The sequence below is a fragment of the Ralstonia sp. OTU4908 genome (assembly GCF_038440115.1).
Lineage (GTDB): Bacteria > Pseudomonadota > Gammaproteobacteria > Burkholderiales > Burkholderiaceae > Ralstonia > Ralstonia pickettii.
This window is the reverse complement of the sequence record NZ_JASATD010000004.1, coordinates 18928-40432: the sequence shown is the minus strand read 5'-3', so window position 1 is coordinate 40432 and position 21505 is coordinate 18928. Positions and strand designations below refer to the sequence as shown.

Genomic DNA, 21505 nt, shown 5'->3' with positions numbered 1-21505 from the left:
CAACCACACCGGAGACAACGGACGTGCCGCGCGCCCTGCAAGTGCTGCGCTGCCGGTTGACGCGCGCGCATCGACAACCACGTCCGTGACACACGCACCCATGTCGGAATCGAAACCCAAGCTGCGCTCGGCCCAATGGTTCGGCACCGCCGATAAGAACGGCTTCATGTACCGAAGCTGGATGAAGAACCAGGGCATCCCCGACCACGAATTCGACGGCCGCCCGATCATCGGCATCTGCAATACCTGGTCGGAACTGACGCCGTGCAACGCGCATTTCCGCAAGCTGGCCGAGCACGTCAAGCGCGGCATTTACGAGGCGGGCGGCTTTCCGGTGGAGTTTCCGGTGTTCTCCAACGGCGAATCGAACCTGCGCCCGACCGCCATGCTCACGCGCAACCTCGCCGCCATGGATGTGGAAGAGGCGATTCGCGGCAACCCGATCGACGCGGTGGTGCTGCTCACCGGCTGCGACAAGACCACACCCGCCCTGCTGATGGGCGCGGCCAGCTGCGACGTGCCGGCCATCGTCGTGACGGGCGGGCCGATGCTCAACGGCAAGCTCGACGGCAAGAACATCGGCTCGGGCACGGCGGTGTGGCAGTTGCACGAATCGCTCAAGGCGGGTGAGATCGACCTGCATCACTTCCTGTCCGCCGAGGCGGGGATGTCGCGCTCGGCCGGCACGTGCAACACGATGGGCACGGCGTCCACCATGGCATGCATGGCCGAAGCGCTCGGCACCTCGCTGCCGCACAACGCGGCCATTCCGGCGGTGGATGCGCGGCGCTACGTGCTTGCGCACATGTCAGGCATCCGCATCGTCGAGATGGCGCTGCAAGGGCTGACGCTGTCCAAGATCCTCACGCGCGCTGCGTTCGAGAACGCCATCCGCGTCAACGCGGCCATTGGCGGCTCCACCAACGCGGTGATCCACCTCAAGGCGATTGCGGGGCGCATCGGCGTGCCGCTCGAGCTGGAAGACTGGTCGCGCATCGGCCGGGACACCCCGACCATCGTCGACCTGATGCCCTCGGGACGCTTCCTGATGGAGGAGTTCTATTACGCCGGCGGCCTGCCCGCCGTGCTGCGCCGCCTTGGCGAGGCCAAGCTTCTGCCGCACCCCGATGCGTTGACGGTCAACGGCAAGACGCTGTGGGAGAACGTCAAAGGCGCGCCTATCACCGACGACGAAGTCATCCGCCCGCTCAACAAACCGCTGATCAACGACGGCGGCATTCGCGTGCTGCGCGGCAACCTCGCGCCGCGCGGTGCGGTGCTCAAGCCATCGGCCGCCAGTCCGGAATTGCTGCGTCATCGCGGCCGAGCGGTGGTGTTCGAAAACCTCGAACACTACAAGGAACGCATCGTCGATGAAGCGCTGGACGTGGATGCGAGCTCCGTGCTGGTGATGAAGAACTGCGGGCCGAAGGGCTACCCGGGCATGGCCGAGGTGGGCAACATGGGCCTGCCGCCCAAGCTGCTGCGCCAGGGCGTGAAGGATATGGTCCGCATTTCCGACGCACGCATGAGCGGCACGGCCTACGGAACAGTCGTGCTGCACGTCGCGCCCGAAGCGGCGGCCGGCGGCCCGCTGGCCGCGGTGCAGGACGGCGACTGGATCGAACTCGACTGCGAAGCCGGCACGCTGCACCTGGACATCGACGACGCCGAACTTGCGCGCCGCATGGCCGCCTATCAGGCGCCGCGCTCCCATGGTGAAGGCGGTGGCTACCAGCGCCTGTACGTCAACCACGTATTGCAGGCGGACGAGGGCTGCGACCTCGATTTCCTGGTCGGCTGCCGTGGCGCCGCCGTGCCGCGCCATTCGCACTGAATCGACACACGCGTAGGAGACTGGCTTTGCCGATTGATCAACCCACCGCGCACGCACCGCGCTATCGCGGCATCTTCCCGGTGGTGCCCACCACGTTCACGGAAACTGGCGAACTCGACCTTGCCAGCCAGAAGCGTGCGATCGATTTCATGATCGATGCAGGCTCCGATGGCCTGTGCATCCTGGCGAATTTCTCCGAGCAGTTCTCGCTGTCCGACGACGAGCGCGAAGTGCTCACCCGCACCGCGCTGGAACACGTGGCAGGCCGCGTGCCGGTGATCGTCACCACATCGCACTACAGCACCCAGGTCTGCGCGCAACGCAGCCGCCGTGCGCAGGACATGGGCGCCGCCATGCTGATGGTGATGCCGCCCTACCACGGCGCCACCTTCCGCGTGCCCGAAACGCAGATCTACGAGTTCTTTGCGCGCGTGTCCGATGCCGTCGGTATTCCGATCATGATCCAGGATGCGCCGGCCAGCGGCACGGTGCTGTCTGCGGCGTTTCTCGCGCGCATGGCCCGCGAGATCGAGCAGGTGGCCTACTTCAAGATCGAAACGCCGGGTGCGGCGGCCAAGCTGCGGGAACTGATCCGCCTTGGGGGCGACGCCATCGAAGGCCCGTGGGACGGCGAAGAAGCCATCACGCTGCTGGCGGATCTCGATGCCGGCGCCACGGGCAGCATGACCGGCGGCGCGTATCCCGACGGCATCCGGCCGATCATCGAGGCGCACGCCAAAGGGCAGCACGATCTCGCGTTCGATCTGTATCAACGTTGGCTGCCACTCATCAATCACGAGAACCGGCAGGCCGGCATCCTGGCCGCCAAGGCGTTGATGAAGGAAGGCGGCGTGATCGCCTGCGAGGCGCCGCGCCATCCGTTGCCGCCGATGCATCCGGACACGCGCCGGGGCCTCGTCGACATTGCCCGGCGGCTTGACCCGCTCGTCTTGCGTTGGGGGCGATAGCCATGCACGGTGAACTCCATCCGGTTTCGATCGGGATCGTCGGCGTTGGCAAGATCGCGCGCGATCAGCATCTGCCGGCGCTTGCCGCACAGCCCGGGTTCAGGCTCGCGGCTTGCGCCAGCCCGCATTCACGCGTCGACGGCCTGCCGCACTACACGACGCTCGACGCCATGCTCGCAGACGAACCCGCGCTGCAGGCGGTCTCGCTGTGCACGCCGCCACAGGTGCGGTTTGCACAGGCCCGCGCGGCCCTCGCGGCAGGCAAGCACGTGATGCTCGAGAAGCCTCCCGGCGCGAGCGTGTCGGAAGTGGCGCTCCTTGCCGAACTGGCACGGGAGCATCGCTGCACGTTGTTCGCGTCCTGGCATTCGCGCCACGCGCCCGGTGTCGAAGCCGCCCGCGAGTGGCTTGCACGCCGGGCCATCGTCTCCGTCAACGTGCAATGGAAAGAAGATGTGCGCCGCTGGCACCCCAACCAGGCATGGATCTGGGAACCGGGCGGCCTGGGCGTGTTCGACCCCGGCATCAACGCGCTGTCGATCCTGACGCGCGTCCTGCCGCATGCGTTCTTTCTGACGGGGGCCGACCTGTGGGTGCCCGCCAATCAGCAGACGCCGATTGCCGCCCACCTGGCATTCACCGATGCGGCCGGCACGCCGATCCACGCTGAATTCGACTGGCGCCATGACGCAGGCGAGCTCTGGCAAATCGACGTGACCACGCGCGACGGCACGCTGCGGCTCGCCCAAGGCGGCAAGCAATTGGCCATCGACGGCGCGGAGATCGACGTCGGCCCCGAACGCGAATACCCGAGTCTCTACGCGCGCTTTCTCGAGCTGATCGCAAGCGGCGGAAGCGATGTCGATGTCCGCCCGCTGCAGCACGTCGCCGACGCCATGCTGCTCGGCCGGCGCCATCTGATTGACCCCTTCGTGCCATGAGGCACGCCCGACTCACGTAGTGCCATAAGAGCCATTCCAACGAGGAGACAACCATGCAACGCAAACTTCGCCGGCTGACCCTGTCCGCCCTGGCAGCCACCCTGTGCCTGGCGCCGCTGGCCGCCAGCCTGCCCGCCCACGCCGACGAGCCGCTCAAGATCGGCTTCCTGGTCAAGATGCCCGAGCAGGCGTGGTTCATCAACGAGCAGAAAGCCGCCACCGAGCTTGGTCAGAAGAACGGCTTTTCGGTGGTGAACATCGGCACGCCCGACGGTGAAAAGGTGCTGTCCGCCATCGACAACCTGGGCGCGCAGGGTGCCAAGGGCTTCGTTATCTGCGCACCCGACGTGCGCCTGGGCCCGGCCATCTCGGCACGCGCCAAGCACTACAACATGAAGTTCGTCACGGTCGACGATCAGCTCGTCGACTCGTCCGGCAAGCCGCTGGCCAACGTGCCGCACCTGGGCATGTCGGCCTTCAAGATCGGCAACCAAGTCGGCCAGGCGATTTCCGACGAGATGAAGCGCCGCGGCTGGAAGCCCGAGGAAGTGGGCGCGCTGCGCATCACCAACTATGAGTTGCCGACCGCCAAGCTGCGTACCGACGGCGCGACGCAGACACTGCTGGCCGGCGGCTTCAAGAAAGAAAACATCTTCGACGCGCCGCAAAAGACCACCGACGACGCAGGTGGCTTCAATGCCGCGTCGCCGGTGCTGGCACAGCATGCAGGCATCAAGAAGTGGGTGATCTTCGCGCTCAATGAAGAGAGCGTGCTGGGCGGCGTGCGCGCCACCGAGCAGCTGCACATTCCGGCAGCCGATGTGATCGGCGTCGGCATCAACGGTGCCGGCGAGGCGTTTGCCGAATTCCAGAAGAAGGAGCAGACCGGCTTCTTCGGCACGATTGCCGTCAGCTCGACCAACCACGGCAAGGAGAGCGCTGCAAACCTCGTCGATTGGATCAAGACCGGCAAGCAGCCGCCGGCCGATACGCAAACCACCGGCAAGCTGATGGTGCGCGGCAATTGGCAAGAGGTGCGCAAGGAACTGGGCATTTGAGAACCGGCTCACGATCCTACTGCGCGGCTCGAACTTGACCTTGCGATGCTCGCCGTACCCATGTACGACTGCGCTTCTCAGGCCAACCTCGGGCCGCTCGCTACGGACCGTGAACCGGTTCAGCGCCAAGGCCAGCGAAAAAAAGGCAATCGATGACAGTCCAATCACTTGATGCGAGCGGTCCGCCCGACGCTTCCGCTGCCGCCTATCTGAAGCTCGACGGCATCACCGTGCGCTTTCCTGGCGTGCTGGCGCTCGACCATGTATCGCTCGACATCCGCCGCGGCGAGGTTCACGGCCTGATGGGCGAGAACGGCGCAGGCAAGTCGACGCTGCTCAAGGTGTTGTCGGGCGTCAACCAGCCGGAGGCCGGCACGCTGTCGCTGGACGGCTTGCCGCAGCAGTTCACGAACACGCGCGCGGCCATTGCGGCGGGCATCGCGATCATCTATCAGGAACTGCACCTCGTGCCGGAACTGACGGTGGCAGAAAACCTGATGCTCGGCGCGCTGCCCAACCGCTTTGGTGTGCTCGACGAGAAGACGCTGATCGCCCGCGCGCTGCGTGAACTCGAACGGCTGGGCGAAAGGCTCGATCCGGCCCAGCCCGTCAAGCATCTGTCGATCGGCCAGCGCCAGATGATCGAGATCGGCAAGGCGCTGATGCGCGACGCGCGCGTGATCGCGTTCGACGAACCCACGAGTTCGCTCTCCTCGCGCGAGACGACGCAGTTGTTCCGCATCATTCGCGCACTCAAGGCCGAGGGCCGCGCGGTCATCTACGTCACGCACCGCATGGAAGAGGTGTACGAGCTGTGCGACCGCGTAACCGTATTCCGCGACGGCCGGCACATCGACACGTTCAACGCCGGCGCCAACCTCGACCGCGAACGGCTGATCCGCTGCATGGTCGGCCGCTCGATCCAGGACGTGTACGGCTACAAGCCGCGCCCGCTCGGCAGCGTGAAGGTCGACGTGCGCGGCCTGATGGGACCCGGCTTGAGCGAACCCGCATCGTTCCGCGCGCATGCAGGCGAAATCGTCGGCTTCTTCGGGCTGGTGGGCGCGGGGCGCTCGGAGCTGATGAAGCTGCTCTATGGCGCGATCAAACCCACAGCAGGCGAGATTCGCCTCAACGGCAAGCGCGTCCAGTTCAACACGCCGCGCGATGCGGTGCGCGCGGGTGTCGCGCTCTGCCCGGAAGACCGCAAGCAGGAAGGCATCGTCGCCATCGCCTCGGTCTCGGATAACCTGAATATCAGTTGCCGGCGCCACTTCAGCCGCTTCAGCGTGTTGAACAACCGGCAGGAAACGCAGACCACCCAGTCTTTCATCGACAAGCTTGCCATCAAGACACGCAATGGTGAAACGCCGATCGGCAAGCTCTCGGGCGGCAATCAGCAGAAGGTGATCCTCTCGCGCTGGCTGGCGGATGACATCGACGTCTTCCTGATGGACGAACCCACGCGCGGCATCGACGTCGGCGCCCGCAGCGAAATCTACAGCCTGCTTTATGGGCTCGCCCAGGCCGGTCGCACTGTCATCGTGGTGTCGAGCGATCTGGCGGAAGTCATCGGCATTTCCGACCGCGTGCTCGTCATGAAGCAGGGCCGCATCGTCGGCGACCTGCCCAGAGAGCACGCCTCGCCCGACACCCTCATCAAACTCGCGCTGCCACGCTAGCGTGCGCATCACGCCCTCATGGAAACCGATCCTATGCAAACGCCATCCACCGAATCCGTGCCGGGCGGCCCCCCAATGGCGGCCCCGGGCATCCCCAGCCGCGCCGCCCTCACGTGGGAACTGGTCAACCGATCTGGCATCGTCATGGTGTTCGTCCTGCTGTTCACCGCGCTGGCGTTCACGGTGCCGGGCTTCATCAGCAGCCGCAACATCCAGGGCCTGCTGCTCTCCGTCACCTTGATCGGCTCCATCTCGGTCACGATGATGTTCGTGCTCGCACTCGGCGAAGTGGACTTGTCCGTCGCCTCCATCGTCGCGTTCGCCGGCGTGGTGGCGTCGACCCTCATCACCGCAACCCATAGCGTGGTGCTTGGCGTCGGAGCCGGCGTATTGGCGGGCGGCCTGGTCGGGCTCGTCAACGGCGTGCTGGTGGCGCGCTACCAGATCAACTCGCTGATCGTCACGCTGGCCATGATGGAAGTCGTACGCGGCCTCGCCTTCATCACCTCCAACGGCGACGCGGTGATGATTTCCGAAGAGCGCTTCTTCGACCTGGGCGGCGGGTCATTCCTCGGCATCTCGTACCCGATCTGGAGCAACATCGTCGGCTTCGCGGCGTTCGGTTTCCTGCTCAAGAAGACGGTATTCGGCAAGAACGTGCTCGCCGTCGGGGGCAATGAAGAGGCCGCGCTGCTTGCCGGCCTGCCCGTCACGCGCATCAAGATCGCCGTGTTCGTCCTGCAGGGCCTGGTGACGGGCTTTGCCGGCGTGATGCTGGCCTCACGCATGAGCCTGGGCGATCCCAAAACGTCGGTCGGGCTTGAGCTGGGCGTGATCTCGGCCTGCGTGCTGGGCGGGGTGTCGCTCACGGGCGGGGTGGCGACCGTATCCGGTGTGCTGGTCGGCGTTCTCATCATGGGCTCGGTGCAGAACGCAATGAGCCTGATGAACGTGCCGACGTTCTATCAGTACCTGATCCGCGGCGGCATTCTTCTGCTGGCGGTGTGGTTTGACCGGATTCGCCGCAACAAGCGGGCAAGCTGACACGCCACTCGGCTTTTACACGGCAACAAAAAATTGCTCATGTCAAGCCCTGGCCCGGAATTTCCAGGGTTTGAAATCATAAGCAGGGCAATAGGTTAGCTCTGTTTTGGGCCACTTGAAGTGACTGCTGCGTCGTGGGCTAGGTGCCACATAAGAGCGTCGGGAGAGAAAGCCGGATCGCACTTGGTCGTGCTGGATTGCCGGGAGGCGGCGGGCTTGTCGCACCATGATAGCCCAAGTGGCTTCGCAGCATCCAGAACGAAGAACGCGCAGCCGAAGGCTGCGCGTTCGATGAATGCCGTTGGATGGCACGCGACGCCATCAGGCCGGTTTCGTTGGCGCGCTCCGTATCGCCGAGCCCTTCCTGAATCCCCTGTCCCCCGCCATGAAGGCTTCCAGCATGTACGGAATCAGCGTCATGGCATCGACCACCTCGCCATACGCTTGAGCGTGCAGCGCGGCGTAGCAGTCGAGGTCGGCCTTGAGGCTGGCCGGGCACGAGAACGTGAGCTTCGTGCTCTCAGTCTTGGGAAGCGGCCCGAGCCGCAGCTTCTTGGTGGTGTTCATCGCATTGCTCCCCGGTTGAAGAACATTGGCTGGTACGGTCGCAGCACCAGATCGCGGTTGACGATGATCCGCACCGGCAGGCCCGGCCGCTCCGTCAAAGTCGGCTGGATGTTCATGTTGCGCCTGGTCATCTCCTGGCCCACCTGGTTGATGCTGTCTTGTGCGCTGTCGCGCCCAGCGATCACGATGCGGTTGCCGTTCTGCCGGTTCTCCGGCGCGGCCAGCTCGGCACCCACGCCCAGCAATGTGGTCAGCGCCGCACCGGCAAAGACGCGATCCCAGTGCCAATCGACACCATCCTCCAGGCCGGCATAGCCGGCCGGATCGGTGCCCGCGAGGTTGTCGAGCTTCAGCGAAGACGTGTCCGGCAGGATGATTCGGTTCCACACCACCTGCACGCGGCTTTGCCCGTAGCTCACCTGGCTGTTGTACTTGCCCAGGATGCGCGATCCCTGCGGGATCAGCAGGAACTTGCCCGTCGCCGTGTCGTAGACCGGCTCCGTCACCGTGGCGATCACGTCGCCCGGCAAATCAGACTTGATGCCCGTCACCAGCGCACCGGCGATCACCGTTCCCGCCATGACCTGATACGGCGAGGACGGCATTTGCAGACTGGTGGAATTACGGGTTTCCGTAGAGGCGCCTTTCAGGAAAGCCTCTTTCTGGTTTTGCCGGTTCTGCACGGCGGTTGGGTCGGCAGGCTGGGCCGCCGTCGAGGCCGGGCCAGCGGCCAGCGGGTCGAAGCCCGCCAAGGCCGATGCCGGGCCAGCTGCTTGCGCGGTCGCTGGCGCTGCGGTCTTGCCGGGAGTGCCTGAGCGGAAAAACACCGACGAGGCTGCGGCTGCTTCGGCCTCCTTGCGCCGCGCATCCTCCGGGTCATGACCCGGTGGCGCATAGGTCGGCGTCACCGGCTGCTGCGACTTCACGATGGCCGGGCCAAGGTCGCCGGGCAGCGGCGGCCCCAGCTCCGGCACCTTCGGCAGCTTGGAGTAGTCGGAGGGCAAGCCATCCAGCCCTTCAGACTTCGACACGCGATCGACGTTGTACAGCTCGGTCCGCTCGCCTGCGCCGCGCCGATGTGACTGCAATGACCAGATCGTGGCTCCCAGCACGGCGACCGACAGGCCGCCGGTGAGCATGGCCAAGGTGCGCCGGTTCAGGCGCGTTACCGGGCGCGGCTGGGCGCGCAGCGCCACCGCCTCGGGCGCGACCTTGCCCGCCTGCGCCGCAAGATCAGGGGAGTCGTCCTGGCTCATGGTCAGTTCCTCCGCGTTCCGTCCGTGCGCTCGATCCGAACCACATCGCCCTTGTCACCGCCCAGGCGCAACTCGGCCGCGCCGAACAGGCGATCCACGATGTAGTACGGCGAGCGGAAGCGGTAATTCACCAGTTGCCCATCGCCCTGGGCGCCGATGACGAACAGCGGCGGCAGTTCGCCTTGGGCGATGCCCGGCGGAAACTGGATATAGACCTTCTCGCCGTCATCGAAGGCGCGCAGCGGCTTCCAAGGCGGATTGCTGCCGCTGACCGCATAGCGGAACCGGATCTTCTCCAACGACAGCCCGGCATCGACCGGCGCGGCGGCGCTGGCCGCCTGCGCCTGGCGCTGCAAGGCCAGCATCTTGTCCTTCGGGTACTCCCAGGACACCGACGCCATCCACGTCTTTTCGGTAGAGGTCAGCTCCAGCAGATAGGTGCGCCGGCTGGTCGTGATGACGAGATTGGTCTTCAGGCCCGAGCGGATCGGTTTGACCATCACATTGACGCGCAGCGCGTCAGCGCTGCCGCTCGATGTGTCCCCGACGATCCAGCGCACGGTATCGCCAGCGGCCACCGTCACCAGTTCCTCGCCGGGCTGGAGCGCGATCACCGTCACGCGGCCCACGGCCGCATAGACCTGATACAGCGCGCCATCGGTGAAGGGCCAGACCTGGATCGCGTTGACGTAGCCCTCGCGCGTGGGCGCAATGCGCGCCTCGGCGTTGGCGCGGGACACACGCACGGTTTCATCGGCGGGTTCCGGCGTGGGCTTGGCATCCGGCACAGGTTTCATCTGCGCCGGCATCGGCAGCACCTGCGGCACGGCCACCACTTCCACAGGCGCAGGCGGCTCCGGCAGCGGCTGCGCCTGCGCCGGCTCATCGAGCGAAATGGACGGCGGCGGCTTGCCCTGCGTGGCGCAGCCCGCGAGGGCAAGCAACATGATCGGCAAGGCGGATTTACGGAAAAGATCATTCATGGCTTTGCTCCTTCGTTTCCTTCCAGTTCGCGGCTCCACGACAGCCCGTTGACGTAGATACCCAGAGGGTTCTTGCGCACGCGCTGCTCGGTGCGCGGCGTCTGCTGCACGATGGAAACCACGGCGTTCCAGCGTTCGGTGCGATCCAGCGCGCCATTGACAAAGCGCGTCTCCGTCCAGCGCACGTTGAAAGACGTGTCGCTGGCGCGGGTCACGCTGGTGATCTGCACCGTCACCGACTCCTTGCCGATGCGCGCGAACGGATCGTTCACGCGGGCGTACTCGTTGAGCACCACGGCGCCCTTGTCAGTGGTGTAGTCGTAGGCATCCAGCCAGTTCTGCCGCACCACGATGGGGTCGATGGACAGCGAGCGCACCAGGCCGATGAAGCGGCCCAGGTGATAGGCCACCTGGGCATCGCTGGGCCGATACGGCGTAGCGGCTTCACCGACCGCGCGCACCTGGCCCGCGTTGTCCACCTCGATAACGTAGGGCGTGACGATGGACTGCGCCGAGCGCCAGACCAGCCCGCCCGCCATCAGCACGGCCAACGTGAGGCAGCCAAAGGCCATGAAGCGCCAGTTCTTGGCCTGCACGCGGGCCGAGCCGATACGGTCGTCCCAGACCTGCGCGGCGGATTGGTAGGGGGTGGCAGGCTGCGGCGTATCGGCGTAGCGCACCTGCGGTCTTTTGAATCGCATGAGGGTTCTCCTTGAAGATCAGGAATCGGAATCACGCAGGCTTGGCCCCTGGCTGGAGCTGCCGCCGTCGCCGCCGCGCAGCGTGTGGGCGGCGGTCGTGGCGGCATGGGTGAGCTGCTGCCTGCGGTGCAGGCGCTTGGCCCAAGCGGGTTGTGCGGTGGATGGGGCTGTGACGGGAGATTCGCTCGCAGCCCGTGCGGCACTGTCCCCCGACGCCGATCCGGCGTCATCAGGCCGGAAGGCGGCGGCGACGCGCTCCTTCATCGAGCGTGCGCCTTGGGCCACCTTCTGCCCGGCTGCCTGCGCGCCAGTCTTGGCGACATTGCCCACACCGGCGGCGGCGCCCTGGAGGCCGCCACCGGCCGAAGCGGAGCCCGCCTGATAGGCCGACTTGGCGCTGCTGGCGGTCGATGCCATCGAACGGGCGCCACTGACCCCTGCTTTGGCGGCTGCGGGCGCCATACGCGCTCCGGCCGCCACGGCGCCGCCGACACCCGTAGCAGCAGCGCCGACCGCAACGGCGGTTCCGGCTGCGCCGATGGCAGCACCGGCCATCGCGCCCGCGCCAAGCTGCGGGCCGCCGGACACCAGCCCGGTCGCAATGCCCGGCCCGAAGATGCCCAGGGCCAGCATGGACAGCGAGACCAGCATGATGACCAGCGCCCGGTCGATCGAAGGCTCCGAACCTGCCGGGATGTTGAACTCGGAGAACAGCCCCGAGCCGATACCGACGATGACGGCCAGTACCAGCACCTTGATGCCCGACGACACCACGTTGCCCAAGACCTTCTCGGCCAGGAATGCCGTCTTGTTCCAGAGGGCGAACGGCACCAGCACGAAGCCCGCCAGCGTGGTCAGCTTGAACTCGATCAGCGTCACGAAAAGCTGCACCGCCAGCACGAAGAAGCTGACGATGACCACCATCCATGCGAAGAACAGCACGACGATGGGCATGATGTGAATGAACACCTCGGGGAAGCCCGCCATCTCCTTGATCTGCTCAAGAATGGGCGCCCCGGCGTCGATGCCCACTTTGGCGAGCCGTCCCGGCTGCAAGAAGTTACCCATGCTCAGGGTCGAGCCGCTGGCCGTCAGGCCCAGCCCGGCGAACGAGCGGAACACGATGCTCGCCAAGGTGTTGAAGTTGCCGATGATGTAGGCGAAGGCACCGACGTACAGCACCTTGCGGATCAGCTTGGCGATCACGTCCTCGCCCTGGCCGCTGGCATGGCTCATGGCCCAGAACAGCCCGGCGAGCGTCATGTCGATGACGATCAGCGTGGCTGTGAGGAACGCCACCTCCCCGTGCAGCAGGCCGAAGCCCGAGTCGATGTAGCGCGAGAACACATCGAGGAAGCGATCAATGATCGAAATGTCATTCATGGCGAGTCCTCCTGCCCCGGCAAGGCCGCTGCCACCGCCTCGCCGTCTTCGGTGGGTTCATCGAAGCTGGCCGGAATCGGCGGCAATTCGGCCAGCGTCCGGTACTCATCAGGCCCGGCCTTGCCGGAGAAAAAGCGGCGCAGGTCGGCCTTGACCACCTGCGCGCATAACGCGCCGTCGAGCTGACCCGCGCGGCATTGCTCCTTGAGCAAGCGCAGCCGCGCCGGATGGGCCGAGAGTGCATCGACCGAAGGCACCTCCTGCTGGCCGCAACCGGCCAGCAAGAGCACGAGACCGCAGAAAGCAGGCGCGCGGGTCATGGCAACACCTGTCACCGGCCGTAGAAATCGACGGTCTGCGGCGTGTACGGCGTACCTTCACCCAGGAAACGCCGGTTCACCTCGCGGCCTCGCTCCACGGCGGCAGCCTGCCGCGCCAACTCCAGCGACGCGGCGCGATCCTGGGTGATGCTCAGGCGTTGCGTTTGGATGGACTGCTTGGCCTGCAAAGCCAGAAGCTGATTGGTGGCTTGCATGGCCTGCAAGGCGCCCACGGCCGATTGGCTCTTGCCCACGAGGTCGGCCAGCACGCCTTCGTCGTCGCTCAGGTTCTGCGACGCCTGGGCCTGCATCTGCATGGTGGTCTGCAAGCCGTTGAGCGTGTTCTTCCAGCGCTCCTGCGCGTCGCGGTACATCTGGTTGCCGCTGACGGTAGCGGCATATTGCTCGGGATACAGGCGCTGGAACTCCCGATCCAGATTCGTCACGTCGTAGGCCAGTCCTCTGGCCTGGGCGATCAGCCGCTGTGTGGTCGCCAGATTGGCGCGCAACTGGCCGACCACGCTGGACGGCAGGCTGGCGAGGTTGCGCGCCTGGTTCATCAGCATCTGCGCTTCGTTCTGGAGCTGCTGGATCTGGTTGTTGATCTGCTCCAGCGTGCGGATCGCGGTCAGCGTGTTCTGCACGAGGTTCGTGGGGTCGATCACGACCCATTGCGCATGGGCGGTGGCGGTGCAAAGCATGGCCGCGATGGCGGCGGCGATGAGACGTTTCTTCATGGCTGGTTCTCCAGGGGTTGGTCAGCGAGGGAACCCGGCGCGAGGCCGGGGAACGAGGGCAGCAGGTCGGCCGCCCAATCGAGGCCGCGATGGCGCAGCCAGGCGCCCGCGAAGCCGGGCACGCCGGCGTCGGCCAGCACCGCGTCCATGTCGCGCTGGTCTTGCGGCGTGGACGCGCCCGCGAAGGCCAGCGCCGCCGGCCCCAGGTCGAGGTCGAACAGGCGATTGCCGAGGCGCGATTGGTAGTAGTAGTCGCGCTTGGGCTGCGCGGTGGCGACGATCTCGATCTGCCGCCTGTTGAGGCCGAAGCCCTCGTAGATCGTGCGAATCTGCGGCTCGGTGGCCTGCGGGTTCGGCAGGAAGATGCGACTCGCGCAGCTCTCGATGATCGCGGGCGCGATGCTCGAATCCTTGATGTCGGCAAGGCTCTGCGTGGCGAAGATGACGCTGACGTTCTTTTTCCTGAGCGTCTTGAGCCACTGGCGGATACGCGCGGCAAACACCGGGTCATCGAGGAACAGCCACGCTTCATCGAGGATCAGCAGCGTGGGCGCCCCGTCGAAGCGTTCATCGAAGCGCGCAAAGAGGTAATGCAGCACCGCCATGACGGCGGCCTTGCTGTGCATCAGCTCCTCCATCTCGAAGCACTGCACGTCGGCCATGCCGAGCCGGTCATGGTCGGCGTCCAGCAGCTTGCCGTGGGCACCGCCCAGCACATAAGGCGACAACGCCTGCCGCAGCGTGTTCGATTGCAGCAGCACGGACAGCCCCGTCATCGTGCGCTGCTCCACCGGCGCACCGGCGAGGCTGCCGAGCGCCGACCAGATGGCGGCCTTCTCTTCGGGGCCGACGACCACGCCCTCATGCCGCAAGCGGCCTTCGATCCACTCTGCCACCCAGGTGCGGTAGCCCTCGCGGTCGATACGAGCCAAGGGCTGGAAAGCGATTTCGCCATCCATCCCGAGGTCGTAGTGCTCGCCGCCCAGGCCCAGGATGGTGGCGCGCATCGAGCGGCCCATGTCGAAGGCGAAGATGCGCGAGCCGCGATAGCGACGGAATTGCATCGCCAGGGTGGCGAGCAAGACCGACTTGCCCATGCCGGTCGGGCCTGCGACCAACGTGTGGCCCACGTCGCCGATGTGCGTCACCAGCCGGAACGGCGTGGCGCCATCGGTGCGCGTGACGATCAGCGGCGGGCCGTCAAGATGGGCATTGCGTTCGGGGCCGGCCCATACCGCCGACACCGGCATCATGTGCGCCAGGTTCAGCGTCGAGACGATGGGCTGGCGCACATTGGCGTAGGCATTGCCGGGGAGCGAGGACAGCCACGCATCCACGGCGTTCAAGGTTTCAGGGATCGTCACGAACCCGCGCCCTTGGATGGCCCGCTCCACCATCCGCAACTTCTCGTCGGCCACGGCCGGGTCGGCATCGAGCACTGTAACCGTGGCGGTGAGATAGCCGAAGGCGACTTGATCGCTGCCCAGCTCCTGCAAGGCGGCATCGGCGTCGGTGGCCTTGTTGCTCGCGTCGGTATCGACCAGCGGGCTTTCTTGCTGTAAGATCGTTTCGCGCAGCAGCGCGATGACGTTCTTCCTTTTCGCAAACCACTGGCGACGCAGGCGGACGAGTTCCTTTTCCGCTTCGGCTTTGTCGAGGCACAGGAACCGGGTTGACCAGCGATAGGCAAATCCAAGCCGGTTGAGGTCGTCCAGAATCCCCGGCCAGGTCGAGGGCGGAAATCCCCGCACCGACACCACGCGCAGGTGCCGGTCGCCCAGCATGGGCGCCAAGCCACCGACAAGTGCGGAGTCGGTCAGCAGCGCGTCGATGTGGAACGGCACTTCGGGCACGCCGACGCGGTAGCGCCGCGTCGAAATGGTGGCGTGCAGGTAGGTCAGCGTCTGGCTGTCATCCAGCCAGGCGATTTCCGGCATCACGCCGTCGAGCAGGTCAAAGATGCGATCCGTTTCTGCGGCGAAAGCTTGCAGCCGCTCGCGCCAGTCCACGCCGTCGGTAGGCCGGTTCTCGTACAGCATCCCCGCCGCGCGGGCGTGCGATTCCTCGGGCGGCAGGTACACCAGCGTCAGGTGATAGCCGCTCTCGAAGTGATTGCCCGAGTCCTCGAATGTGGCCCGGCGTTCCTCGTCCACCAGCCACGACAGCGGCTCGGGGAACGCCGAGTGCGGATAGTCGGCGGCGGCGCGGCGCTCGGCCTCGATGAACAGTGCCCAGCCCGAACCCAGGCGGCGCAGCGCGTTGTTCAAGCGCGCCGACGTGGCGATCAACTCGCCTTGCGTCGCGCTGTCGAGGTCAGGCCCGCGAAACCGGGCCGTGCGCTGGAAACTGCCGTCCTTGTTCAAGACGACGCCCGGTGCGATCAGCCCGGCCCAGGGCAACCAGTCAGCCAGCAAGGCCGGGCGCTGGCGATATTCGGCAAGGTTCAGCATGGCATTCCCCTCACACGTCCAGCAGCGGCCGGTGCTTGATATGGCGCGCGAACACGGCCATGAACTGCGGATCGACACGCGCACCCCAGACCGCCAGCGAATGGCCGACGATCCAGAGCACCACGCCTGGAATCCACATCTGTAAGCCCAGCCCGACAGCAGCGGCCAAGGTGCCGTTAGTGATGGCCACGGTGCGCGGCGCACCGCCCATCAGGATCGGCTCGGTCAACGACCGATGCAGCGGCACCTCGAAGCCGGGTATTCCATCGTGTGGGCCGTTCATACGACGGCCCCACCGGAGAAGCTGAAGAACGACAGGAAGAAGCTCGAAGCGGCGAACGCGATGGACAGGCCAAACACGATCTGGATCAGCTTGCGGAACCCGCCCGAGGTATCACCGAAGGCCAGCGCCAAGCCCGTAGCGATGATGATGATGACCGCGACGATGCGCGCCACCGGCCCCTGGATGGATTCGAGGATGGATTGCAGCGGCCCTTCCCAGGGCATCGAGGAACCGGCGGCCTGCGCAGTACCTGCGAGCAGCAGCATGAAGGCAGCGAGCATCAAGCCCTGCATGGCCGGGCGAGCCAGGCCATCCAGCCGTGCGGGCCGAGGAAGCGGATTTGCGGAAATACGGAAAGCATCAGCGTGCGTCATGGAAGTTCTCCAGAGTGGTCAGGGGACGGGGAGGAAAGGTCGGACTGCGACAGCAGCTCCGGGAATGGAGCCTCCAGCGCATCCGCCAGGTGGTAGCCCACGCCATCGAAGCCGATGACGCGGACGATGCTCTCGATGCGGCGCTTGCGCCCGCGCCCAGCGATGTGGATGACCACATTGACCGCTTCCGCGATCAGCGCACGGGGCGGGTTCACCGCCACTTCGAGGATCAGTTGCTCCAAACGCAGCAGCGCGCCCAGCGCGGAGCCGGCATGGATGGTGGCGATGCCGCCCGGATGGCCAGTGCCCCAGACTTTGATGAGATCCAATGCCTCGGCGCCACGCACCTCGCCGACGACGACACGATCCGGGCGCAGGCGCATCGAAGATCGCACCAGCTCGGTCATGGACACCACGCCCTGGCGTGTGCGCAGCGGCACGTGGTCGCGGGCCGCGCATTGCAGCTCCACCGTGTCTTCGAGCACCAATACGCGGTCGCCCGTGGCGGCGATCTCGGCCAATAGCGCATTGGCCAAGGTGGTCTTGCCGGTACTCGTCCCGCCGGCGATCAGGATGTTCTGGCGTTCGCGCACGGCGCGCACCAGCAAGCCCGCCTGCGCGGCGGTCATCATTTCGTCCTCGATGTAGCGCGACAGCGGGATCACGCCAAAGGCGCGCTTGCGCAACGCAAAGGCCGGCCCCGGCGCAGCGGGCGGCAGGATGCCCTCGAAGCGCTCGCCCGTCTCGGGCAGCTCCGCCGTCAGGAGCGGCTGGCCGCGATGCACCTCGGCGCCGACGTGGGCCGCGACCAGCCGGATGATTCGTTCGCCGTCGGCCTCGGACAGCTCCACACCCATCGGCGCGCGGCCCGACGAAAGCCGGTCGATCCACAAGGTGCGATCCGGGTTGAGCATGATTTCCACCACGTCCGGGTCTTCCAGCGCGGCGGCGATCAGCGGCCCCATCGCCGTGCGCAGCATCAGGATGCGGCGATCCAGTGAAACGGCGGTGAAGGAAGGAACGGCGCTCATGACGCGCGCTCCTGCGCGTCGTCCATGCGTGCCGGGTCTGGATGCAGTTCTTCCACCACGTCTCGCACCAGACTGCGACCGCGCAGCAAATGCCGCCCGAGTTGTTCGACGAACTGCTCGAAGCGCGCCTTGCCCTGGGCGCGCGCTGCGTCCTGATGCGCTTCGGGCACGGGCGTGCTCACCGTGAGGAAGTAGCGGATGAACAGTGCCAGCGTCTCGATCTGGATGTTCTGGTCGCGCTCCATGCGTTCGGCCTGCCGCGACAGGCGATCCAGCCGCTTGGCAATGGCCGCCTCGCGCTGGTCGGCGGCATCGGGCGACAGCCACGATGCGAGCGCCGCCGCGACGATGGACGACTTGGACACGCCCTTCTTGGCGGCCAGCTCATCGAGCCGCTTGGCGTGCTCCGGCTGGATGAACACGTTGAGGCGGTGTTGGGTCATAGGTCGATTCCGTCATCAGGGTCGAGGGATGCCAGCCGGGCCGTGCGTTGCAGGGCAGGGTCGAGCTGGCGAGGAAGGGGAAGCGGCAGGTCGTCGTCATCGAGCAACCCAAGGTCGGCCGCAGGCGCGGCCAGCTCGGGGTCGTAGGCGGCGATTTCGGAGAGTTCGGGCTGGCGACGCGGGCCGCCGTCATCGGCGCTGCCAAGGTCGCCAACGGTCTCCGCGACGAGAGGTGCCGGCACCGCAGGAATTGCCAGCCCGCTCCAGTCATCGGCGCGGGCCGGCGGCGCGTCGGCGTACTGCCCGTCCGCCAGCGTGGGCGGCGGCAGCACGCGGCGCTTGAAATTGGCGTCCGCGTAGTAGCGCAGCTTCTTCGCCTTGATGGGCGCCACGCTGGACACCATTACCACGGCCTCATCAGGCGGAAGCTGCATGACTTCGCCCGGCGTCAGCAGCGGACGCGCGGTTTCCTGGCGCGACACCATGAGGTGGCCCAGCCACGGCGCGAGCCGGTGGCCCGCGTAGTTGCGCTGCGCGCGCAGCTCGGTGGCGGTGCCCAGCGTCTCGGAGATCCGTTTGGCGGTGCGCTCGTCGTTCGTGGCGAACGTCACGCGCACATGGCAGTTGTCGAGGATGGAGTGGTTTTGCCCATACGCCTTGTCGATCTGGTTGAGCGACTGCGCGATGAGGAAGCTGCGGATGCCATAGCCCGCCATGAAGGCCAGCGCCGTCTCGAAGAAGTCCAGGCGCCCCAGCGCAGGGAACTCATCGAGCATCAGCAGCAGCTTGTGGCGGCGCTCGATGCCATCGGAGCCATCGAGCGACTCGGTGAGGCGCCGCCCGATCTGGTTGAGGATCAGGCGAATGAGCGGCTTCGTCCGCGATATGTCCGAAGGCGGCACCACCAGATACAGCGATACCGGATGCTCGGCCGCGATCAGGTCGGCGATGCGCCAATCGCACCGCGACGTGACTTGGGCCACCGTGGGATCGCGGTACAGGCCGAGGAACGACATGGCGGTGCTCAACACGCCGGAACGCTCGTTGTCCGATTTGTTGAGCACTTCGCGCGCAGCCGAGGCCACCACCGGATGAGGCCCATCGCCGAGGTGCGGCGTGGTCATCATCCGGTGCAGCGTCAACTCGAAGGGGCTGGCCGGGTCGGAGAGGAAGTTGGCGACGCCGCGCAGCGTCTTGTCTTCGCCCGCGTAGAGCACATGCAGGATGGCCCCGACCAGCAGCGCGTGCGAAGTCTTTTCCCAGTGATTGCGCTTCTCCAGCGCACCTTCGGGATCAACCAGAATGTCCGCGATGTTCTGCACGTCGCGCACCTCATGCGCGCCGTGTCGTACCTCCAGCAGCGGGTTGTAGGCCGCTGACTTCGCATCGGTGGGGTTGAACAGCAGGCAATGCGAGAAGCGCGAGCGCCAACCGGCGGTGATCTGCCAGTTCTCGCCTTTGATGTCGTGGATGACGGCGGATGCAGGCCAGGAAAGCAGCGTCGGCACCACGAGGCCCACGCCCTTGCCCGAGCGCGTAGGCGCGAAGGTCAGGACGTGTTCCGGGCCTTCATGCCGCAGGTACTGTTGGCGATGCAGGCCGAGGAACACGCCCGCAGGGTGGTCAAGGCCCGCCTTGTGAATGTCCTCCACATTGGCCCAGCGGGCCGAGCCATAGGTCGTGACCAGGCGCGACTGGCGCGAGCGCCAGATCGACATGCCGATGGCGACCACAACCGCCAGTAGGCCACTGCCGCCCGCGATGGCGCCGCCGGTATCGAACACGCGCGGCGCGTAGGCATCGAAGAAGAACCACCACTCGAACAACCGCCACGGGTGATAGACCGGTGTGTCCAGGAAATCGAACCACGGCGAGCCCAGGCGTAGTTGGTAGCCCAGGGCCGCCGCTGTCCATTGCGTGGCGCTCCACACCCCAGCGATCACGATGCCGAACACCACGGCAATCTGACCGAACAGCACGTTCGTTCCCTGCATCATCCAGCCTCCGATCGCAGCACAGGCATGTGCCGCCCTCGTGAGGATCAGTGCCGCTGGGCGTGCCGGTCAAAGACCGTTATCGGCAGGTTGATGCCGCAAAAAACATGGTTTCCGGCAGGGAAGAACTGGGGCGAAAGACCGCCACAATGAGCGCGCTGCTGCGCAGCGCGCAAAAAGGCGCAGGCACGCGCAGGTGCGTTGCGGCAAGCCGACCATCAGAACTTCGGCGGTTCCTTCGGTGGCGTATAAGGCACCTTGCCGTCGCCCAGGAAACGTCGGTTCGTCGCCTCGGCCACTCGGTTGCACAGCACGTCGCCCATCGTCGGACGATCCGTCTTGCACTGCTGGCGCAGTTCTCGCAAACGCACGGGGTCAGCAGCCAGTTCCTCCACGCTGGGCACGGCAGCGGGCTTGGACGGCTCAGACTTGCCGCAGGCGACCAGCAGAACTGCTAGCGACGACATAGCGATGATCTTGGATAGGTTCATGGCTTGAATCCTCCGAAGTGAAACGGGGCCAATGGCTAAGCGTCTCCCGGTCCCAGGGCTTCGACCCGCTCGATAAAGCGGGCTAGCGCCTGCGACGGCTCGGCGTCGCGGCGCAGCAGATAGGTAGTGAGCATGGGCGACTTTCCCGCGAGCGGTCGGCCCACCACGCCCGGCTCGCGGCTGGAAGCGATGTGCGCGGCGCCTGCGAGCCCTAGCGCCAAGCCGGCCGACACGAAAGTCATCATCACGTCGAACGTGGCGACGTACTGTTCGATCAAGGGCTCCCGGTCCTGCTTGCGCAGGATGCGGTCGATCTGCTTGGCATGGCCTTCGCAAACTGCCGGGTCGCCCAGCACCAGGGGATGTTGCAGCACTTCATCCAGCGGTACCCGCTTGTGGGCCAGTAGTTCATGGCGCGCGGGCATGGCGACCATCAGCTCATCCTCCCAGGCGGGTTCGATGATGATGCCGTCGCCCACCTCGTCGGCCATCGAGAAGCCCACGTCGTATAGATCGTCACGCAGGCCGCTGAGCTGCTGGGCCAGCGGCACCTCGAACAGGCGGATCTCGATCTCCGGGTCTTCCTCGCGGCAGCGCGCCAGCAGCGCCGGCAAGCGCGAGGGGGTGATGCCGTCGGACAGCGCCACGCGCAACCGGCCGTGAAAGCCATTGGCCGCTGCCTTCACGCTCTCACGCGCCTGGTCCAGCGCCAACAGCACGCGAGGCGCGTTCTCCATCAGCAGCTTGCCCGCAAGCGTCAGGCGCGTGCTGCGGCTGGTACGCACGAACAGTTGTGCGCCCAACTCTTCTTCCAATTCCCTGATGGCGCGCGACAGTGGTGACTGTTCGATATGCAGCCGCTCCGCAGCGCGGGCGAAGTGCAGCTCCTCGGCAACGGCCAGAAAGTACCGAAGGTGACGAAATTCCATGAGTCGATGTCCCTGTAAAGCTCGAAGGAGTCT

The 21505-nt window shown here is 66.0% G+C and carries 21 protein-coding genes; 6 read left to right on the top strand and 15 right to left on the bottom strand.

All coding sequences use genetic code 11. The features are described 5' to 3' along the window. Positions 1–100: 100 nt before the first annotated feature. The 6 genes from AAHM38_RS05095 to araH all read left to right on the top strand — a co-directional run bounded on the left by AAHM38_RS05095 (position 101) and on the right by araH (position 7530). Positions 101–1837: an IlvD/Edd family dehydratase gene (locus tag AAHM38_RS05095; RefSeq protein WP_012762909.1), complete on the top strand. Its 1737-nt coding sequence runs from the start codon at positions 101–103 to the stop codon at positions 1835–1837. 26 nt (positions 1838–1863) lie between these two features. Next, positions 1864–2805: a dihydrodipicolinate synthase family protein gene (locus tag AAHM38_RS05090; RefSeq protein WP_012762910.1), complete on the top strand. Its 942-nt coding sequence runs from the start codon at positions 1864–1866 to the stop codon at positions 2803–2805. Between the two features lie 2 nt (positions 2806–2807). Then, on the top strand, positions 2808–3746 hold the full coding sequence (locus AAHM38_RS05085) for a Gfo/Idh/MocA family protein (RefSeq protein ID WP_012762911.1): 939 nt from the start codon (positions 2808–2810) through the stop codon (positions 3744–3746). Between the two features lie 53 nt (positions 3747–3799). Continuing rightward, the gene (locus AAHM38_RS05080) at positions 3800–4804 is read left to right on the top strand and encodes an arabinose ABC transporter substrate-binding protein (protein ID WP_012762912.1); all 1005 of its coding nucleotides are present in this window, start codon (positions 3800–3802) and stop codon (positions 4802–4804) included. 152 nt (positions 4805–4956) lie between these two features. Next, the gene (gene araG / locus AAHM38_RS05075; protein ID WP_012762913.1) at positions 4957–6486 is read left to right on the top strand and encodes an L-arabinose ABC transporter ATP-binding protein AraG; all 1530 of its coding nucleotides are present in this window, start codon (positions 4957–4959) and stop codon (positions 6484–6486) included. 33 nt (positions 6487–6519) lie between these two features. Further along, positions 6520–7530 carry an L-arabinose ABC transporter permease AraH gene (gene araH, locus AAHM38_RS05070; protein WP_012762914.1) on the top strand — a complete coding sequence of 337 codons (1011 nt, stop codon included), beginning with the start codon at positions 6520–6522 and terminating at the stop codon, positions 7528–7530. A 321-nt stretch (positions 7531–7851) separates the two neighbouring features. On the opposite strand, the gene AAHM38_RS05065 is transcribed toward araH, so the two are convergent. From AAHM38_RS05065 to AAHM38_RS04995, 15 genes are all read right to left on the bottom strand, one after another. After that, positions 7852–8097 (bottom strand): DUF2274 domain-containing protein, encoded by a 246-nt coding sequence (locus tag AAHM38_RS05065; RefSeq protein WP_038212423.1) that lies wholly within the window; start codon positions 8095–8097, stop codon positions 7852–7854. After that, on the bottom strand, positions 8094–9353 hold the full coding sequence (locus tag AAHM38_RS05060; RefSeq protein WP_038212420.1) for a TrbI/VirB10 family protein: 1260 nt from the start codon (positions 9351–9353) through the stop codon (positions 8094–8096). The genes AAHM38_RS05065 and AAHM38_RS05060 overlap by 4 nt, the downstream gene beginning before the upstream one ends. A 2-nt stretch (positions 9354–9355) precedes the next feature. Beyond that, positions 9356–10336: a P-type conjugative transfer protein TrbG gene (gene trbG / locus AAHM38_RS05055; RefSeq protein WP_103519348.1), complete on the bottom strand. Its 981-nt coding sequence runs from the start codon at positions 10334–10336 to the stop codon at positions 9356–9358. After that, entirely contained in the window at positions 10333–11037 is a 705-nt protein-coding gene (gene trbF, locus AAHM38_RS05050; RefSeq protein ID WP_024537618.1) for a conjugal transfer protein TrbF, read from the bottom strand. The genes trbG and trbF overlap by 4 nt, the downstream gene beginning before the upstream one ends. A gap of 18 nt (positions 11038–11055) precedes the next feature. Continuing rightward, a complete protein-coding gene (gene trbL, locus AAHM38_RS05045) occupies positions 11056–12420 on the bottom strand; it encodes a P-type conjugative transfer protein TrbL (RefSeq protein WP_024537619.1) in 1365 nt (454 codons plus the stop codon). Further along, a complete protein-coding gene (locus AAHM38_RS05040; RefSeq protein WP_009523295.1) occupies positions 12417–12740 on the bottom strand; it encodes an EexN family lipoprotein in 324 nt (107 codons plus the stop codon). The genes trbL and AAHM38_RS05040 overlap by 4 nt, the downstream gene beginning before the upstream one ends. Before the next feature lie 11 nt (positions 12741–12751). Further along, positions 12752–13477: a P-type conjugative transfer protein TrbJ gene (gene trbJ / locus AAHM38_RS05035; protein ID WP_009523294.1), complete on the bottom strand. Its 726-nt coding sequence runs from the start codon at positions 13475–13477 to the stop codon at positions 12752–12754. Next, positions 13474–15927 (bottom strand): conjugal transfer protein TrbE, encoded by a 2454-nt coding sequence (gene trbE / locus AAHM38_RS05030; RefSeq protein WP_009523293.1) that lies wholly within the window; start codon positions 15925–15927, stop codon positions 13474–13476. Before trbE ends, trbJ begins: the two co-directional genes overlap by 4 nt. A 10-nt stretch (positions 15928–15937) precedes the next feature. Further along, the gene (locus tag AAHM38_RS05025) at positions 15938–16210 is read right to left on the bottom strand and encodes a VirB3 family type IV secretion system protein (RefSeq protein WP_009523292.1); all 273 of its coding nucleotides are present in this window, start codon (positions 16208–16210) and stop codon (positions 15938–15940) included. Then, positions 16207–16584, bottom strand: coding sequence for a TrbC/VirB2 family protein (locus AAHM38_RS05020; protein WP_009523291.1), 378 nt, complete (start codon positions 16582–16584; stop codon positions 16207–16209). The genes AAHM38_RS05025 and AAHM38_RS05020 overlap by 4 nt, the downstream gene beginning before the upstream one ends. Further along, positions 16581–17615: a P-type conjugative transfer ATPase TrbB gene (gene trbB, locus AAHM38_RS05015; protein ID WP_103519349.1), complete on the bottom strand. Its 1035-nt coding sequence runs from the start codon at positions 17613–17615 to the stop codon at positions 16581–16583. The genes AAHM38_RS05020 and trbB overlap by 4 nt, the downstream gene beginning before the upstream one ends. Beyond that, entirely contained in the window at positions 17612–18058 is a 447-nt protein-coding gene (locus AAHM38_RS05010) for a ribbon-helix-helix protein, CopG family (RefSeq protein ID WP_009523289.1), read from the bottom strand. The genes trbB and AAHM38_RS05010 overlap by 4 nt, the downstream gene beginning before the upstream one ends. Next, positions 18055–20052 carry a conjugal transfer protein TraG gene (locus AAHM38_RS05005; protein ID WP_024537622.1) on the bottom strand — a complete coding sequence of 666 codons (1998 nt, stop codon included), beginning with the start codon at positions 20050–20052 and terminating at the stop codon, positions 18055–18057. The genes AAHM38_RS05010 and AAHM38_RS05005 overlap by 4 nt, the downstream gene beginning before the upstream one ends. A 218-nt stretch (positions 20053–20270) precedes the next feature. After that, positions 20271–20543 (bottom strand): EexN family lipoprotein, encoded by a 273-nt coding sequence (locus tag AAHM38_RS05000; RefSeq protein ID WP_009523287.1) that lies wholly within the window; start codon positions 20541–20543, stop codon positions 20271–20273. 35 nt (positions 20544–20578) lie between these two features. Next, entirely contained in the window at positions 20579–21472 is an 894-nt protein-coding gene (locus AAHM38_RS04995; RefSeq protein WP_009523286.1) for a LysR substrate-binding domain-containing protein, read from the bottom strand. Between the last annotated feature and the right edge of the window lie 33 nt (positions 21473–21505).

What these genes read in the sequence shown, in the direction of transcription:
- AAHM38_RS05060 (WP_038212420.1), bottom strand. Translation starts at nt 9,353, where the DNA reads ATGAGCCAGGACGACTCCCCTGATCTTGCGGCGCAGGCGGGCAAGGTC.
- trbJ (WP_009523294.1), bottom strand. Translation starts at nt 13,477, where the DNA reads ATGAAGAAACGTCTCATCGCCGCCGCCATCGCGGCCATGCTTTGCACC.
- trbF (WP_024537618.1), bottom strand. Translation starts at nt 11,037, where the DNA reads ATGCGATTCAAAAGACCGCAGGTGCGCTACGCCGATACGCCGCAGCCT.
- AAHM38_RS05095 (WP_012762909.1), top strand. Translation starts at nt 101, where the DNA reads ATGTCGGAATCGAAACCCAAGCTGCGCTCGGCCCAATGGTTCGGCACC.
- AAHM38_RS05025 (WP_009523292.1), bottom strand. Translation starts at nt 16,210, where the DNA reads ATGAACGGCCCACACGATGGAATACCCGGCTTCGAGGTGCCGCTGCAT.
- trbL (WP_024537619.1), bottom strand. Translation starts at nt 12,420, where the DNA reads ATGAATGACATTTCGATCATTGATCGCTTCCTCGATGTGTTCTCGCGC.
- AAHM38_RS05005 (WP_024537622.1), bottom strand. Translation starts at nt 20,052, where the DNA reads ATGCAGGGAACGAACGTGCTGTTCGGTCAGATTGCCGTGGTGTTCGGC.
- AAHM38_RS05000 (WP_009523287.1), bottom strand. Translation starts at nt 20,543, where the DNA reads ATGAACCTATCCAAGATCATCGCTATGTCGTCGCTAGCAGTTCTGCTG.
- trbE (WP_009523293.1), bottom strand. Translation starts at nt 15,927, where the DNA reads ATGCTGAACCTTGCCGAATATCGCCAGCGCCCGGCCTTGCTGGCTGAC.
- AAHM38_RS05040 (WP_009523295.1), bottom strand. Translation starts at nt 12,740, where the DNA reads ATGACCCGCGCGCCTGCTTTCTGCGGTCTCGTGCTCTTGCTGGCCGGT.
- araG (WP_012762913.1), top strand. Translation starts at nt 4,957, where the DNA reads ATGACAGTCCAATCACTTGATGCGAGCGGTCCGCCCGACGCTTCCGCT.
- AAHM38_RS05010 (WP_009523289.1), bottom strand. Translation starts at nt 18,058, where the DNA reads ATGACCCAACACCGCCTCAACGTGTTCATCCAGCCGGAGCACGCCAAG.
- AAHM38_RS05080 (WP_012762912.1), top strand. Translation starts at nt 3,800, where the DNA reads ATGCAACGCAAACTTCGCCGGCTGACCCTGTCCGCCCTGGCAGCCACC.
- AAHM38_RS05065 (WP_038212423.1), bottom strand. Translation starts at nt 8,097, where the DNA reads ATGAACACCACCAAGAAGCTGCGGCTCGGGCCGCTTCCCAAGACTGAG.
- AAHM38_RS05085 (WP_012762911.1), top strand. Translation starts at nt 2,808, where the DNA reads ATGCACGGTGAACTCCATCCGGTTTCGATCGGGATCGTCGGCGTTGGC.
- AAHM38_RS05020 (WP_009523291.1), bottom strand. Translation starts at nt 16,584, where the DNA reads ATGACGCACGCTGATGCTTTCCGTATTTCCGCAAATCCGCTTCCTCGG.
- araH (WP_012762914.1), top strand. Translation starts at nt 6,520, where the DNA reads ATGCAAACGCCATCCACCGAATCCGTGCCGGGCGGCCCCCCAATGGCG.
- trbG (WP_103519348.1), bottom strand. Translation starts at nt 10,336, where the DNA reads ATGAATGATCTTTTCCGTAAATCCGCCTTGCCGATCATGTTGCTTGCC.
- AAHM38_RS04995 (WP_009523286.1), bottom strand. Translation starts at nt 21,472, where the DNA reads ATGGAATTTCGTCACCTTCGGTACTTTCTGGCCGTTGCCGAGGAGCTG.
- trbB (WP_103519349.1), bottom strand. Translation starts at nt 17,615, where the DNA reads ATGAGCGCCGTTCCTTCCTTCACCGCCGTTTCACTGGATCGCCGCATC.